15 protein-coding genes, 1 tRNA gene, 1 other RNA gene and 1 other annotated feature are annotated in these 16,392 nt (G+C 37.1%); of the genes, 4 read left to right on the top strand and 13 right to left on the bottom strand.

Annotation, left to right across the window (positions count from 1 at the left end; genetic code table 11):
• Positions 1–295: 295 nt before the first annotated feature.
• The 7 genes from ACFSCX_RS20065 to tadA all read right to left on the bottom strand — a co-directional run bounded on the left by ACFSCX_RS20065 (position 296) and on the right by tadA (position 4,542).
• Entirely contained in the window at positions 296–577 is a 282-nt protein-coding gene (locus ACFSCX_RS20065) for a pro-sigmaK processing inhibitor BofA family protein (protein WP_377930041.1), read from the bottom strand.
• A 67-nt stretch (positions 578–644) separates the two neighbouring features.
• Complete coding sequence (locus tag ACFSCX_RS20070; protein WP_377930054.1) at positions 645–869, bottom strand: YaaL family protein; 225 nt, start codon at positions 867–869, stop codon at positions 645–647.
• 19 nt (positions 870–888) lie between these two features.
• The gene (gene recR / locus ACFSCX_RS20075; RefSeq protein ID WP_377930042.1) at positions 889–1,485 is read right to left on the bottom strand and encodes a recombination mediator RecR; all 597 of its coding nucleotides are present in this window, start codon (positions 1,483–1,485) and stop codon (positions 889–891) included.
• Positions 1,486–1,523: 38 nt separating this feature from the next.
• Positions 1,524–1,847: a YbaB/EbfC family nucleoid-associated protein gene (locus tag ACFSCX_RS20080; RefSeq protein WP_377930043.1), complete on the bottom strand. Its 324-nt coding sequence runs from the start codon at positions 1,845–1,847 to the stop codon at positions 1,524–1,526.
• A 28-nt stretch (positions 1,848–1,875) separates the two neighbouring features.
• Entirely contained in the window at positions 1,876–3,564 is a 1,689-nt protein-coding gene (gene dnaX, locus ACFSCX_RS20085; protein WP_377930044.1) for a DNA polymerase III subunit gamma/tau, read from the bottom strand.
• 133 nt (positions 3,565–3,697) lie between these two features.
• An RNA gene (gene ffs, locus ACFSCX_RS20090) (signal recognition particle sRNA large type) lies at positions 3,698–3,964 on the bottom strand.
• Positions 3,965–4,056: 92 nt separating this feature from the next.
• The gene (gene tadA / locus ACFSCX_RS20095) at positions 4,057–4,542 is read right to left on the bottom strand and encodes a tRNA adenosine(34) deaminase TadA (RefSeq protein WP_377930045.1); all 486 of its coding nucleotides are present in this window, start codon (positions 4,540–4,542) and stop codon (positions 4,057–4,059) included.
• A gap of 153 nt (positions 4,543–4,695) precedes the next feature.
• Between tadA and ACFSCX_RS20100 the strand changes: the two genes are divergently transcribed.
• The 3 genes from ACFSCX_RS20100 to ACFSCX_RS20110 all read left to right on the top strand — a co-directional run bounded on the left by ACFSCX_RS20100 (position 4,696) and on the right by ACFSCX_RS20110 (position 7,662).
• Positions 4,696–5,985 (top strand): LysM peptidoglycan-binding domain-containing protein, encoded by a 1,290-nt coding sequence (locus ACFSCX_RS20100; RefSeq protein WP_377930046.1) that lies wholly within the window; start codon positions 4,696–4,698, stop codon positions 5,983–5,985.
• Between the two features lie 361 nt (positions 5,986–6,346).
• On the top strand, positions 6,347–6,985 hold the full coding sequence (locus ACFSCX_RS20105) for a deoxynucleoside kinase (RefSeq protein ID WP_377930047.1): 639 nt from the start codon (positions 6,347–6,349) through the stop codon (positions 6,983–6,985).
• Positions 6,982–7,662 (top strand): deoxynucleoside kinase, encoded by a 681-nt coding sequence (locus ACFSCX_RS20110; RefSeq protein WP_377930048.1) that lies wholly within the window; start codon positions 6,982–6,984, stop codon positions 7,660–7,662. Before ACFSCX_RS20105 ends, ACFSCX_RS20110 begins: the two co-directional genes overlap by 4 nt.
• Positions 7,663–7,764: 102 nt before the next feature.
• Here the strand turns inward: ACFSCX_RS20110 and ACFSCX_RS20115 are convergent.
• The 6 genes from ACFSCX_RS20115 to guaB form a co-directional block, all read right to left on the bottom strand.
• Positions 7,765–7,857 (bottom strand) — tRNA-Ser (locus ACFSCX_RS20115).
• A gap of 130 nt (positions 7,858–7,987) precedes the next feature.
• Positions 7,988–9,268, bottom strand: a complete 1,281-nt coding sequence (serS, locus tag ACFSCX_RS20120; RefSeq protein ID WP_377930049.1) for a serine--tRNA ligase — start codon at positions 9,266–9,268, stop codon at positions 7,988–7,990.
• 60 nt (positions 9,269–9,328) lie between these two features.
• Positions 9,329–9,546 (bottom strand) — a binding site (T-box leader).
• 67 nt (positions 9,547–9,613) lie between these two features.
• A complete protein-coding gene (pdxT, locus tag ACFSCX_RS20125; protein WP_377930050.1) occupies positions 9,614–10,189 on the bottom strand; it encodes a pyridoxal 5'-phosphate synthase glutaminase subunit PdxT in 576 nt (191 codons plus the stop codon).
• Positions 10,190–10,207: 18 nt separating this feature from the next.
• Complete coding sequence (gene pdxS, locus ACFSCX_RS20130) at positions 10,208–11,092, bottom strand: pyridoxal 5'-phosphate synthase lyase subunit PdxS (RefSeq protein ID WP_377930051.1); 885 nt, start codon at positions 11,090–11,092, stop codon at positions 10,208–10,210.
• Between the two features lie 396 nt (positions 11,093–11,488).
• On the bottom strand, positions 11,489–12,775 hold the full coding sequence (locus ACFSCX_RS20135; protein WP_377930055.1) for a serine hydrolase: 1,287 nt from the start codon (positions 12,773–12,775) through the stop codon (positions 11,489–11,491).
• A gap of 159 nt (positions 12,776–12,934) precedes the next feature.
• On the bottom strand, positions 12,935–14,401 hold the full coding sequence (gene guaB / locus ACFSCX_RS20140; RefSeq protein ID WP_377930052.1) for an IMP dehydrogenase: 1,467 nt from the start codon (positions 14,399–14,401) through the stop codon (positions 12,935–12,937).
• A gap of 123 nt (positions 14,402–14,524) precedes the next feature.
• On the opposite strand from guaB, the gene ACFSCX_RS20145 reads away from it, so the two are divergent.
• Positions 14,525–15,511, top strand: coding sequence for a YaaC family protein (locus ACFSCX_RS20145; RefSeq protein WP_377930053.1), 987 nt, complete (start codon positions 14,525–14,527; stop codon positions 15,509–15,511).
• Positions 15,512–16,392 lie beyond the last annotated feature (881 nt).

Below are 16,392 nucleotides of genomic sequence, written 5' to 3' on the forward strand. Positions count from 1 at the left end.
GTAGATTTTAAAAATTATTGATGGTTATTTTCACTTGCGTGAAATAACCTCGTTGGTTTATAAAACCAACACGCTTGACGTTTTGTTTAGTTTTCAAAGAACTTTTTAATGCCTATCGCTCAGAAGCGACTTTATAAATATATCATGTTGTTTGTATAAAGTCAACATCTTTTTTTGCTTTTTTTCAAACGATTAGATGACGTTTTTAAAAGCGACGTTTGTTATCTTAACACCAAATTATTATAAGTGTCAATAGAAATACATAAAAAAAACAAATGGCACCCCATTTGTTTTTTTATACAATATAAGTCTGAATGATCACCAAAGCTAACACACCTGGGATACCTAAAAAGCCAGATATTGACGACGTCATTAAATTAATGGGTACATGTATATTAATCATCGTCCCAAATGCATTTAAGAAAAATAATAGTAATGCGCCGATCATTACTTTTATTAACCCTTGTCCTATCCACCTTATGGGTCTAATAGGAGCACCGACTAGCAATAATAGTACAATAACTCCTCCTAAAATGGACAAAATAATAGTTGGCTCCACAAACACACTTCCTCTCATATTGGTACATGCCGTCTTTACTAACATGCATATGAGAAGAAACGAAAAAAAGAACTAACACATTACATCATTTAAGGCTTTGAAGGGTGACTTTTCTATTTTTAGCTTCTCTCAAAAGAAAGAAGTACTTTGCTTCTGCAACTTTAAGATGATATAAAACTTCTTCTGAAGGCTCCACACATCGTTCAACTAATTCCTTTTTCTGTAGCCAATCTTTTTTTGATAATTCCAAGCTACTGATCAATTGATCGTTAAATTCTTTACGAAGCTTTCCCTTTCGTTGGAAGAAAATTAGAATTACCCCCTTATTGTTATAATTCCCTTCTACCTTCTAGAGCTTTTGATAAGGTAACCTCATCTGCATATTCTAAGTCCCCACCTACTGGCAACCCATGAGCTATTCTTGTAATCCTGATACCAGTCGGTTTTAATAGCCTGGAGATGTACATTGCCGTTGCTTCACCTTCAATGTTTGGATTTGTAGCTAAGATCACTTCTTGGACAGTATCATCTTGTAGTCTTTTTAATAAATCAGGAATATTAATATCCTCTGGTCCAATTCCATCCATTGGAGATATAGCTCCATGTAAAACATGATAATTTCCGTTATAATCTCTCATTTTTTCCATTGCAATAACATCTTTCGGATCTTGTACGACACATATAATAGATTGATTTCTACTTTGATCCTCGCAAATTTGGCATGGGTCTTTATCTGTAATATGCCCACAAATAGAGCAATGAGTTAACTTACGTTTTGCGTTGACTAAGCTTTTCCCGAATTCTAACACATCTTCTTCTTTCATATTTAGTACAAAAAAAGCCAGACGAACAGCCGTTTTTGGACCGATTCCTGGCAATTTCATAAAACTATCGATTAATTTCGCTATAGGTTCTGGATAGTGCATGAAAAATCCTCCTGTCATTACAGGGAGACAAACAATAATTAAAACAATCCAGGCATATTTAACCCTTTTGTAAACTGCCCCATCGTTTCATTAGTTAGTTCATCAACCTTCTTTAACGCATCATTAGTTGCAGCTAACACTAAATCTTGAAGCATATCGATATCTTCAGGGTCTACTACTTCTTCCTTAATGTTCACTTCTAAAATTTGTTTATGCCCACTCGCAATAACGGTAACCATTCCACCGCCAGCTGTACCTTCAATTCTTTGTTCACCTAGTTCTTCCTGAGCTTTTGCCATTTGTTTTTGCATTTTTTGCATTTGCTTCATCATATTTCCCATATTTCCCATTCCACCACGCATTTGTAATTCCTCCTATGATTTATGTTTTTTATTCATCTATAATTTCAATGAGCTCCGTTCCAACTAGCTTTTTTGCTTCTGCTATTAGAGGATCTTCTTCTGTCTCAGAGGACTCATCACTCTCATCACGTTGCCCACGAATAAACTCTTCTCTTATTTTCGCCCATTCAGAATCAGGGATGGCTACCATTTCAAATTTCTTTCCGGTAATATCCTGCAAGATACCTTCTAGGTTATCTCTTACATTATTGGTATTCTCAGCTGCCATCTTACAATGTATTTCATATTTAAAAGAAAGAATAAACGCTTTATCAGAAGCTGCTACCGGTTCACTTTCACTTAGTAGCGCAGCATGAGAAACTTTATTTTGATGTCTTAGTTGCTCTAGCATGTTTCCCCAATTACTTTTAATGCTATTTAAATTATTTCTAGTAGCTATTTTTAAGATTTCATTCACTCTGCCAATTGGTACTTTAAAGTTACCCCGATTTGGTTTAGGAGTCTTTCGTTCATTACCCTCAGATGTATCTGATTTGGTCGAAACCTGAATTCCTTGCTCCTTAATTTGTATAATTTCTCTTTCTAGTTCTCTTATTTTTTGTACTAATGTATCAACTTGTGGAATTGATCTACTTTCTTGTTGACATAATTGGACAACCGTAATTTCTAACAATATTTTTGGATGGTTCGTCCACTTCATTTCTTGCTGACACTTATTTAAAATGTTAATCACTTCATATATTTTTTCCGTCGACAACTCTTCACTTACTCGTTTAAAAGATTCATCTACTGTAACTCTCACTAAGATTTCTTCTAAATCTGGCGAAGCTTGAAATAAGAGCATATCACGGTAAAAATAGATAAGATCTTCTATAAACCTTTTTGGATCTTTACCTTGGTTCATGAGCTCATCAAGCGCCTGTAATGCTCTTGGAGCCTCTTGTTCCTGTATGGAGCTTACTAATTCCATTAAGAATTGTTGAGAGACTGCTCCAGTTATGAGTAATACATTTTCTAATGTCACCACATCATCGCTAAGAGCTATAGCCTGATCTAAGATGCTTAAAGCATCTCTCATTCCACCGTCTGCTGCTCGGGCAATGGCATATAAAGCTTCTTCTTGTACGCTAACATTCTGCTCATTGATGATGGTCTTCATTCTACTTACAATCGATTGAGCTGTTATTCTTTTAAAATCAAATCGCTGACACCTCGAGATAATCGTTAATGGAATTTTGTGAGGTTCTGTAGTAGCCAATATAAACAATACATGCCTTGGTGGCTCTTCTAATGTTTTTAGTAGGGCATTGAAGGCGCCAATAGATAACATATGTACTTCATCTATAATATAGACTTTATATTTAACTGTGCTCGGAGCAAATTTTACTTTATCCCGAATATCACGGATTTCATCCACACCATTATTAGAAGCAGCATCAATCTCAAATACATCTGGATTTGAACCTTTTGTAATAGACTTGCATGCGTCACACTCGTTACATGGCTCGCTTACAGGTGCCTGTTCACAATTAATGGCCTTTGCGATAATTTTTGCAGCACTCGTTTTCCCGGTTCCACGAGGACCAGAGAATAAATAAGCATGAGAAATCTTCTCTTGAAGAAGGGCATTTTTTAATGTTTTTGTAATGTGTTCTTGACCCACAACGTCTTGAAAGCTTTGTGGTCTCCATACCCGATATAACGCTTGATAAGCCATAAGAACCCCCTTCTCCTTGCTATGTCTTGTCTATTATACATTACTTTCTAATTTGTTTTCAAAGGATAAAGTGAATCTTAATGAAATCAAAAAACCCACTCGTTGAGTGGGTTTTATATATGTAATTTAACTACCGTGCACCTCTCTTCGATTCATTATCATAGGCGTTACCCTAGCAGTTAGCTCAGTCCAGGTAGCCCCGCGGCACATGGAAGTGTTCACTTACTGCTGCTTCCTTCCGGACCTGACAGGGTTCATGAATTCCCATTGCGCAGGACCCAGACGTCAACACCACTTACTAGGGTCAGACCCTACAATATATGAACCTCAGAAGAGGAATTCAGTCTCGCTAGAGCGGATTGCGAGTTACAGGGCACCGCTACCTCCCCACCTAGCACGGCAAAATTGATACCGTTAGTTAGTAGCGTCTTGTGGACGCATAAACAAGTATATAACGTTTGAGTAGAAATTGCAATGAGATGACGTCACTTATTAATTGGTAGGTGAGGAATCCTTTTTCTTATTACGTAACTTTTGGAAGAATTCCGATAGAACCTTCCCACATTCTTCCTCTAATACTCCTTTTGTAATAGAGGATTGATGATTAAAACGGTCCTCTTGAAGCAAGTTCATTATTGTTCCTGCACAACCACCCTTAGGGTCACTAGCTCCATATACGACTCTTGGAATACGAGAAAGAACAATTCCCCCTGAACACATTGGACAAGGCTCTAATGTTACGTAAAGAGTTGTATTCTCTAATCTCCATGTTCCTAGCTGTTTACACGCATGATCTATCGCTAGCATCTCCGCATGTGCAATTGAGCGTTGTTCAGTTTCCCGTAAGTTATAAGCAGAAGCAATGACCTTTCCATCTTTAACAATGATTGCCCCAATTGGGACCTCGCCAATACTGGCTGCTTTTTTAGCCTGCTCAAGCGCGAGTTTCATAAAGTATTGATCTGTTTTATCAGTCAACTTAAAAACCCCTTCTGTCTAATTGTATTTAGTATACCAAAATTATTCATAAAGAAGCATTTATATGGCTACTTGAAAATAAACATATATTGGTGATTTTTTTTCGAACAAAATGACTAACACAATTTTATGAATTATTTTAGGAGGGAATTCATGCAAATACATGTTGTAGAGCAAGGCCAAACACTTTACGGAATCTCTAGGGCTTATGGAACAACCGTTAATGATCTAATTGAAGCGAATGATATTGGACAGCCGAATCAATTAGTCATTGGTCAAACATTAGTCATTCCTATTGTTGGTAGATTTTATTGGGTCAGACAAGGGGATAGTTTATGGTCAATAGGTAATCGGTTCGGCATTTCTTATTTACGACTAGCAGAAATTAACCGCATTTCGCCTACTCAACCACTAAATATTGGAACGAGACTATATATACCGCCTCTTCCAAAACGAGAAGCTGAGATTAATGCTTATGTTGAACCTCTTGGTGGTACGGTTAGCCCAAATTTAGAAACAGCGGCAAGAGAAGCAGCACCTTATTTAACCTATTTAGCACCGTTTAGTTTTCAAATTCAACGAAATGGTTCATTAAAAGAACCATTACTCAATAATTTCCCTGCCATTGCAAATCAGAATAACGTTACACTCATGATGGTTGTTACTAATTTGGAAGAGGGGCAATTTAGCGATGAGCTAGGACGGATTATTTTAACCAACGATTCCTTACAAGACACACTATTAACGAATATTATAAATGCTGCCAAGAAGTACAACTTCCGAGATATTCATTTTGACATTGAGTTTCTTCGTCCTGAGGACCGAGAACGTTATAATGCTTTTCTTAGAAAAGCAAAGGCACGATTATCCGCTGAAGGCTATTTAATGTCAACAGCACTTGCACCTAAAACCAGTGCCACTCAAAAAGGTAAATGGTATGAAGCACATGATTATAAGGCGCATGGGGAGATTGTAGACTTTGTTGTCATCATGACTTATGAATGGGGATATAGTGGTGGCCCGCCTATGCCTGTTTCTCCGATTGGTCCGGTTAGAGAAGTACTAGATTATGCTTTAACCGAAATGCCTGCATCAAAAATAATGATGGGACAAAACTTATATGGATATGATTGGACTTTGCCTTATGAACCGGGTGGGCAATATGCAAAAGCTGTTAGTCCTCAACGTGCGATTGAAATTGCCCGTGAAAACAATGTAGCCATTCAATATGACTATGAAGCACAAGCTCCACATATTAATTATAGTGATAATGAAGGAAAACAACATAAAGTATGGTTTGAAGATGCTAGAAGCATCCAAGCAAAATTTAATTTAATTAAAGAATTAGGTCTTCGGGGAATTAGTTATTGGAAGCTAGGCTTACCATTCCCACAAAACTGGCTACTAATCAATGAAAATTTCGATGTGATAAAAAGGCCTTAACGATAGAATCTTTGAACAAGCGGCGCTAGCGCCCCATTAGCTTAAGGCAAACAAATGTTCCATCAAAAAAAAGGGTGGTTTTCCCGTTTATTGATGACATGTTTTTGACCTCGAGTAATGGCAAAGATCGTCGCCATTTCATCTTGGCTGGTCGCTGGAGTTGGATTTAGCCGTAACATTGTATAAACTAAACACCAGAAACTTATTCATTCTTCACTTATAAAAAATCCTACTTTTGGAAAAGTAGGATTTTTACATTTTCACAACCGTTATCTTTCACTCTGTGATAAAATTAATTCTATCTTTAAAAAAATGAATAATTTTGTCAGAATGTGTCTTGTGGAGTTAGGAGGAACAACCAATGAATCACACACCATTTATTACAGTTGAAGGACCAATTGGTGTAGGGAAAACCTCTCTTGCAAAAGAGATTTCAAAAAGATTCGAGTATCAACTTTTAAAAGAAATCGTCGACGAGAATCCTTTTCTAGGGAAATTTTATTCCGATATACAAGAGTGGAGTTTCCAAACGGAAATGTTTTTCCTTTGCAATCGCTATAAACAGTTAGAAGATATTGATTCAAATTTTTTATCAAATCATCAGCCAGTTGTAGCTGATTACCATATCATGAAAAACATGATATTTGCCGAAAGAACATTAAGTACGTATCAGTTTCAAAAATACAAGCAAATTTATGATATTTTAACAACGGATATCCCATCGCCAAATGTAATTATATATTTGCATGCAAGCTTAGACACTTTACTTACCCGGGTAGCCAAAAGAGGTAGGGACATTGAAAAACAAATGGGCTCCGCCTATTTGCAACAATTAATCACAGATTATGAACAGGCAATGGAGAAATTTGAAGCCGCGAATCCTCACATTCCTATTATTAAATTTAATGGGGATAATCTGGATTTTGTAACAAATGAAAGTGATCTCAACATGATATTAACGACAATAGAATCAACAGTAAAAGGGAGAGCAGTATTATGATGCTACGAGAGAAGTACGGAATTCCTAGCGATTCCATTATTACAATTGCAGGAACAGTTGGTGTAGGGAAATCAACCATGACAAAAGCTTTAGCAGAAGGGTTAGGATTTCGTACCTCTTTTGAAAAAGTTGACACTAATCCTTATCTAGATCAGTTTTATAAAGACTTTCAAAGATGGAGCTTCCACCTACAAATTTACTTCTTAGCAGAACGCTTTAAAGAACAGAAGAAAATTTTTGAATATGGCGGCGGATTCATTCAAGATCGATCAATCTATGAAGATACAGGTATTTTCGCTAAAATGCATTATGAAAAAGGAACCATGACAAAGGTTGATTATGAAACCTACACAAGTTTATTTGAGGCGATGGTGATGACTCCTTACTTCCCACATCCAGATCTTTTAATTTATTTAGAGGGAAGCATTGATGATATATTAGACCGCATTAAAGAACGAGGTCGACCAATGGAACAACAGACACCAGTCGAATATTGGCAAGAGATGCATGGTCGCTATGAATACTGGATTAATAATTTTAATGCATGCCCAGTATTGCGCATCAATATTAATGAGTACGACGTTGTTCAAGATAGCGGGTCTATTGAACCAATTATTCAGAAAATCGCACACTTTATGGAACAAACGAAACGATTAAAGAGTCCAGTGAAAATATAAAGGATGTGCTCAGCACATCCTTTTCATTTTTTATAATAAAAAAAGCCGATTACAATTGTAATTGGCTTTTGACATTCTCCATTTTTTGCGCGAAAAAAAATATGGCGGAGGAAGAGGGATTCGAACCCCCGCGGGCTGTTACACCCCTGTCGGTTTTCAAGACCGATCCCTTCAGCCGGACTTGGGTATTCCTCCGTATCGACAATTAATAATATAACAAATTAGTCTATAGAGTGTCAACACAAAAATATGGAAGAAAAATATTAACGCCCTTCGTTCACATTTTGTAAAGAAGGACGTTAAGCTTCAAAAATATGATCAAGTACTATTTAGAAATTACTTCTTTATTTCCCATATAAGGTTGTAACACCTTAGGAATACGAACAGATCCATCCTCTTGCTGGTAATTTTCCAATATAGCAGCTACTGTACGGCCAATCGCAAGACCTGATCCATTTAATGTATGAACATGCTCTGGCTTTGCGTTAGGCTCTCTTCTGAACCTAATATTCGCACGTCTTGCTTGAAATGCCTCAAAATTACTACAAGATGAGATTTCACGGTAAGTGTCATAGCTTGGAATCCATACTTCAATGTCATACTTCTTTGCGGCAGTAAAACCTAAATCAGCTGTACACATGCTTAACACTCGGTATGGCAAATCTAATAGTTGTAATACCTTTTCAGCATGAGAAGTAAGTTTTTCTAGTTCCTCATAAGAATCCTCGGGTTTTACAAATTTCACAAGCTCCACTTTATTAAACTGATGCTGACGAATTAATCCTCTCGTATCACGACCAGCAGAACCCGCTTCAGATCGGAAGCATGCACTATAGGCAGCATAATTAATTGGAAGTTGATCCGCAGTTAAAATCTCATCCCGATGTAAATTTGTAACTGGCACTTCAGCCGTTGGGATTAAAAAATAACCCTCATTCTCAGCTAGTTTAAATGCATCCTCTTCAAATTTTGGCAGCTGACCCGTACCCGTCATACTTTCACGGTTCACAATATATGGAGGGATTACTTCCTCATAACCATGATCTTCAACATGCAAGTCTAGCATGAAGTTCATGAGTGCTCGTTCAAGTCTTGCTCCTAATCCTTTATAAAATACAAAACGACTTCCTGTTACCTTTCCAGCACGCTCAAAATCAAGAATTTCGAGTTCTGTTGCTACCTCCCAATGAGGCTTCGGTTCAAAAGAAAACGTAGGTACTTCACCCCATGTACGGGCTGTTATATTATCATCCTCTGATTCCCCTACTGGTACGCTTTCATGAGGAATATTTGGGATAGATAGTAATAGTAATTCAAGTTCTTGCTCTACTTCTCTTAACTCATCATCAAGAACCTTAATTTTATCCCCGACTTCTCTCATTTCTAAAATAAGCGCCTCTGCATCTTTCTTCTCTCGCTTTAACACAGAAATTTGAGCAGAAACTTCATTACGCTTTCCTTTTAGCACTTCTGTTTCTGCTATAAGGTTCCTTCTTTTTTGATCTAGATCTTCAAATTTACCTAGGTCTGTTAAATCCTCACCTCGATACTTTAGTCTTTCCTTTACCTCTTCAAAGTTAGCTCTTAAATGTTTTAAATCAAGCATCTTCTCTTCCTCCATATGATAATAGTAATAAAAATAAATACAAAAAACTCCCGTCCCTAATAAAGGGACGAGAGTTAACCCGCGTTGCCACCCTACTTGAAGACAGGATATCCCATCTTCCTCTTGGATCTTGGTAACGGCAGAAAGCCGAAAATATCTACTACAATGTTCGATATTTCACTCAAGGATGGATTCACAAGCCACTGACATCGGTTCACACCAACCACCGATTCTCTGAAGAAAGAAAACTTGTTACTAATTCCTATCATCGATTTAGTATAACATTTTTTAGTAATTCATAATTTACTACAAGTTTGTTCAACTTGCAATAGTTTCATACCACATTTATTTAGATTCTTTTACCATATTCACAAAATATTGTGCGAAACGGTAATCATCTGTTAACTCAGGATGGAAGGCACACCCTAGATACTGACCTTGCCTTGCTGCTACAATTCGTTCATGATGCTTTGAAAGAACTTCTACGTCTTCGCCTACTTCAACTATATAAGGTGCACGGATAAAAACACCTACAAAATCCTCTGCTACCCCAGTAATCATTAATTCAGCTTCAAAACTCTCTTTTTGACGACCAAAGGCATTTCGTTCTACTGTAATATCCATTAAACCTAAATGAGGCGCATCATAACCAACAATATTTTTTGCAAGTAAGATTAATCCTGCGCATGTACCAAACATCGGTTTTCCTTCCGATGCAAAATCTCGAAGTGGCTGCATGAAATCGTATTTATCAATTAAACGGCGCATCGTTGTACTTTCTCCGCCTGGAATGATTAGACCATCTAGCTCTTCTAATTGTTCAGAACGTTTAACGATAACGGCCTCTGCTCCTGATGCTTCTAGTGAAGTAACATGCTCACGAACGGCACCTTGTAAACCTAGTACACCAATTTTAACCATGGATTTAACTCCTCTTTATTACCAACCACGCTCTTGCATACGTTGTTCTGGTAGTAATGATGCAATATCTACACCCTTCATTGCACTACCTAAACCTTTAGAAAGGGACGCGATCAGCTCATAGTCTTCATAATGTGTAGTTGCTTCTACAATCGCACGAGCAAACTTAGCTGGATTTTCGGATTTAAAGATACCAGACCCTACGAATACTCCATCTGCACCTAACTGCATCATTAACGCAGCATCAGCAGGTGTTGCTACTCCACCAGCAGCAAAGTTTACAACTGGTAGTTTACCTAATCGTTTAATTTCTAATAGAAGCTCAAACGGAGCACCCAAAAGTTTTGCTTCCATCATCACTTCATCTTCACTCATTGCTACTAATTTACGAACTTGTGCATTTACCTTTCTCATATGACGAACAGCTTCAACAATATTCCCTGTTCCTGGCTCGCCTTTTGTACGAAGCATGGAAGCACCTTCACCAATACGTCTAGCAGCCTCGCCTAAATCACGGCATCCACAAACAAATGGGACTGTGAATTGTCTTTTATCAATATGAAACTCCTCGTCTGCTGGAGTTAATACTTCACTTTCATCGATATAATCTACTCCTAAAGATTCAAGTACACGAGCTTCGACAATATGGCCAATTCGCGCTTTAGCCATTACTGGGATAGATACTGCTTTTACTACTTCTTCAACAATCGTTGGGTCAGCCATACGAGCTACTCCACCAGCTGCACGAATATCTGCAGGGACACGCTCTAATGCCATAACAGCAACTGCACCTGCTTCTTCAGCGATTTTTGCTTGTTCAGCGTTGACAACGTCCATAATAACGCCGCCCTTTTGCATTTCTGCCATTCCACGTTTTACACGTTCTGTACCTAAATTCGCCATTATTAAATACCCCCTATATGTAAGCCTTTCCTCATTGTACTAAAAAAAGAAACAAGTTTTCAACAAAGCTTGTCAATGTTATTTTACAGTAAATATAAAAAAAAACCTACTAATTTAATCAGAAATACATACTCTTCTTTATGATCGATTCAATTTTTTACAAACATGGATACACGCTTAAACAATAACTACTCTAGAGGTCCTGTCGGCAATGCTGCCACAATCTATTCCCATGCTCTTTTATAGCATATTTGTGTATGGTGGAATGAATGACAGAGGACCTTGCAATTTTACTCAACTGAGTGCATGTAAGAGCATTTTGATCACCATTGCATTTAATTATCCCAATTTATAGTATCCTAACTAATAAAAAAAAAACTCTCTTTATAAAGAGAGTTATGAAAATAATCCTTTTATTCCATCTGCAGCACTTGAGAAAATATCTCCAAAGAAGCCTCCAATTGCTTTAAAGAAGAGTATAAACCAATTTGATTTTTCTACATTTGCTGTAGTAATCACATCTGTTGCTAACAATTCCTCACCCTTCGAAGTGAGAAACTTTAACTGTCCTTCACCTTTATACGCTACGGATAGAGTTCCAACCTTTAATTCTTTCTCAACTGGAGCAGTAAGTGCTCCATCTTTATTTAATAGTGATTCGTCTATTGTAACAGTTGGTTCATATAATTCTTTTTCGCCGCGTTTAATTAATATTGAAATAGGGTTTGTTGACTTGACTTCAACTTCATTTTCTTTCCCTTTATCAACTGGTAAAACCGTTAGATTAGGGTCCTGATAACCGGCTGGAACAATTTCTTCAACAGAAAAATTACTAAACCCATAATCGAAAAGCTTTCTGGTTTCACCAAATCGATCCTCATAAGAACCTGCTTTCATTACAACTGATATTAAACGGATACCATTTTTTTCGGCTGTTCCAGTGAAACAGTATCCAGCTAAGTCTGTTGAACCTGTTTTTAAGCCATCCACACCCTCATAGCCATATATTAATGATGGTAACATCCAATTCCAGTTAGACATATTTATCGCATCTGATGTACCTTCTCTAAAAATCTTTTTTGGGATACTTGCTGTTTCTAACACTTCTGGATAGTCGTTTATTAAGTGATAGGCTAATTTAGCAGTTGCCTTTGCAGACATAAGATTTTCTTCTTCAGCACCTGTTCCTTCTGGGTGCATTCCTAATAGATCCTTATTATTTAATCCTGTTGTATTTACAAATTTATAGGTTTCTAAGCCTAACTCTGCTGCTTTATCGTTCATCATTTTTACAAAGTTTGTTTCTGAACCTGCTACCACCTCTGACAAAGCAATGGTAGCTCCATTTGCTGAGTAGATAGCCATAGCTTCATATAATTCACGGACATTGTACTTTCCATCACTTCGTAATGGAACATTTGACAAATTTCTATTTTGTGAAATTTTATAAACATATTCACTTATTCCAGTTTCTTGTTCCCAGGTAATCTTTCCTTCTTGTATGGCTTCAAGAACAAGATATTCTGTCATCATTTTCGTCATACTTGCCGTTGGTAATGCCGTTTCTGATTCTTTTTCATATAGAATCATACCTGAATTTCCATCTACTAAAATAGCAGAATGTGCTTGTATATCTAATATATCATTAGCAGCAGATGCACTACTGTTAGGTACAAACGTCATCAATAATACTGTAAAAATTACATAAAAAAGGAATGACTTTCTCTGTCTCACTCCAGTTCCCCTCCTCTTGGTTGTCCATACTATTCTATCATAGGCAGGCATAAAAAAATAGACAGAGATGGATATACTCTGTCTATTGGGTATATAGTCTTATTCACCTTAGCTTAATGAATAGTTTGGTGATTCTTTTGTGATTTGAATATCGTGCGGGTGACTTTCTCTTAAACCTGCACCTGTCATTCGGATAAATTGCGAATTCTCTCGTAGGTCTTGAAGAGTCTTTGTTCCACAGTATCCCATACCTGAGCGAATACCACCTATTAATTGATAAAGTGTATCAGATAATGGTCCTTTATAAGGTACTCTTCCTTCTATTCCTTCTGGAACAGCTTTTTGATTTGCCTCTTGGAAGTATCGGTCTTTACTCCCCTTTTCCATGGCTCCTACTGAGCCCATTCCTCTGTATACTTTGAATTGACGACCTTGGTAAATTTCCCGTTCCCCTGGACTTTCAGTCGTACCAGCTAATAAACTACCAAGCATAACAGCATTTCCACCAGCAGCTAATGCTTTTACGATATCACCAGAGTACTTTATCCCTCCGTCAGCTATAATAGCTTTTCCATGTTTCTTTGCCTCAGTCGCACAGTCATAAACAGCAGTAATTTGAGGTACACCTACTCCTGCTACGACACGTGTCGTGCAAATAGAACCTGGTCCAATACCAACTTTAATTACATCAGCTCCTGCTTCTATCAATGCTCTTGTCGCTTCGGCAGTTGCTACATTACCAGCGATTACGTTCATGTCAGGGTATGTTGTCTTGATTTCTCGTACTTTATCTAATACTCCTTGTGAATGGCCATGTGCTGTATCGACAACGATAACATCAACACTAGCCTTTACAAGCTTCTCTACTCGCATGATCGTATCAGGACCAGTCCCTACTGCCGCTCCAACTAATAATCTTCCTTGACTATCTTTTGCCGAATGAGGGAATTCGATGACCTTTTCAATGTCTTTAATTGTTATAAGTCCTTTTAAAATACCATCGTCATTAACTAAAGGTAACTTTTCAATTTTATATCGTTGCAAGATATTTTCAGCTTGCTCTAATGTTGTTCCAACAGGGGCAGTTACAAGATTCTCTTTTGTCATAACATCTGAGATTTTAATCGAGAAATCCTGGATAAAACGTAGGTCACGGTTTGTTAATATTCCTACAAGCTTTTGCTCGTCCATATTGTTTACAATCGGTACACCAGAAATGCGATATTTACCCATTAGATGTTCAGCATCATAAACTTGATGATCTGGAGTTAAGAAGAATGGATCTGTGATAACACCACTTTCAGATCGTTTAACTTTATCCACTTGTTCAGCTTGTTGCTCAATCGACATATTTTTGTGAATAATCCCAAGTCCACCTTGTCGTGCCATTGCAATTGCCATATCTGCTTCTGTTACGGTATCCATCCCAGCACTTATAATTGGGATATTCAATTTTAAAGTCTCTGTTAAAACAGTTTTCACTTCCACGTCACGTGGAAGTACTTCAGACTTTGCTGGAACTAATAATACATCGTCAAAAGTTAATCCTTCTTTCACAAACTTGTTTTCCCACATTACCCTTCTCCCCCTTAAGTTCGTAAAAATATTATTAGTAGCTTAACAATTGGATAAAATACTGTCAAGAAAGGATTAATAAGTTAGATTTTTCTAAAAATAATGTTGTTGGAGTGAATAACCATGTTTGACCATTATAAGGTATGGCAATCCTATACTCCCTTTCATTCATCTGTAAATGTTCAGGAGTATTTACATACCATTTATCATAAATCCAAATTTGATGAAGCGGAAAAAAAAAGCTACCAAAATGCATATCCCTTTATTTATTACTTAGAACATGGGAAAAGTTACTATCAACTTTCAAATCAAGCACCTCTTTCCATAAAGCCTGTTCTCCTTTTTTATGGAATGACTCAGCTGTTAAAAGCCTCCCTATTAACCGTTGATCCCCATTACCCGGAATCAACATCCGTTCTAGCCCATGGAGTATCAACAAGGAAACGAAAGAAACAATCTTATGACTTTTTAAAGGATGAAGTGAAGATTCAAAAGAATGGACTTTTTTCCCATTTTTCTCTTAAAATGTTCCATGTGGAACATTTAGATGGTGAAAAAATTACAATGGTTTCTTTATTGAGAAGAATTCCTGAGTTAAATCCACTCTTCAAGTTTAGTTTTATGGAGACATCCTCTTACTGTTTAAATAAAAGCAATGCCTATGCAAATACATTTGAACTCACTTCAAAAATATTGGATTGCTATCACATGACAGATGATCGATTCTCAAATTTTATAAAGGATTCTAACAAACGTATACAAAACATATCTTTCAATGATAAAGACAACATTACAATATCTGTATCAACTAGTAGTTTAACTCCTCTTCAAAGTTTTCCTTTTTACTATCATTTATTTGAGGACAGCTATTATCTTTCTACTGATAAAGAGTTAGTTAAATACTTCCCAGAAGTAATGGTTCATTATTTATTACTTTATAATTTAAGTATGATTTCCCGATATGAAACCGAATGGTGGAGTGAGTTGCTACAGAATTCTAGCACGAAGGATCTTCCTTTTATCCAGCAATTTATCGAAATCACTGCGGTAAAAATACCTTATCTCTTGTCCGAATTCTTATATTCCTTTAAAATGAATGAACCCAATTGAATTTCTTAGTTGGATTTCTCATCATGCCTCCCTACTTGAACAAAATTATGCAATCTATATAACCAAAAAGAGCAGCTATTTTTAAAGCTGCTCTTCCCCTAGTATAGGCATTGTTACTTTTTTTCTATTTCATTGTAATACACGCATGTCATCCACGATTTTAAATTACCCTTTGCTCGCTTTACTTTCCTCGTTTTGTCTTTTACTTACTTCATTTGCTTTTTTACTTACCTCTTTTTCGATTTTACTTACCTCTAGCTTGGTTTACTTTCCTCGTTTTGTCTTTTACTTACCTCATTTGCTTTTTTACTTACCTCTTTTTCGATTTTACTTACCTCTACTTATATTCAATTATTTTGAAATGACCCAATCATTGCTACTGCAACTATTTCTATATCGTATTAAAAAACTCGTACCGCTAGTTTATGAATTCAGTCCAATCAAAAAAAGAGCAGCCTCTTCAGCTGCTCTTTCTCTTCTTGCATGGCGACGTCCTACTCTCACAGGGGCAATGCCCCAACTACCATCGGCGCTCGAGCTTTACTTCCGTGTTCGGGTTCGGACAAACATGAGCGGCGAATCTCTTCGTCAGTTTCATTCGTTCAGATCCTCACGTACGGTCGTACGTTCCGGTCTTCTCTCATTTCACTTCCTCGACCTTCTTGCTCCTTTCCGCCCTCACAGTTTCGATTTTACTTAGGCGGATTCCTCCGCTTACTAGCTCTTACGAGCTTTCCTCAAACAAAAAAAGAGCAGCCTCTTCAGCTGCTCTTTCTTTTCTTGCATGGCGACGTCCTACTCTCACAGGGGCAATGCCCCAACTACCATCGGCGCTCGAGCTTTACTTCCGTGTTCGGGTTCGGACAAAAATGAGCGGCGAA

Source organism: Bacillus salitolerans (assembly GCF_042680805.1).
GTDB classification, from domain to species: domain Bacteria; phylum Bacillota; class Bacilli; order Bacillales; family SA4; genus Bacillus_CJ; species Bacillus_CJ salitolerans.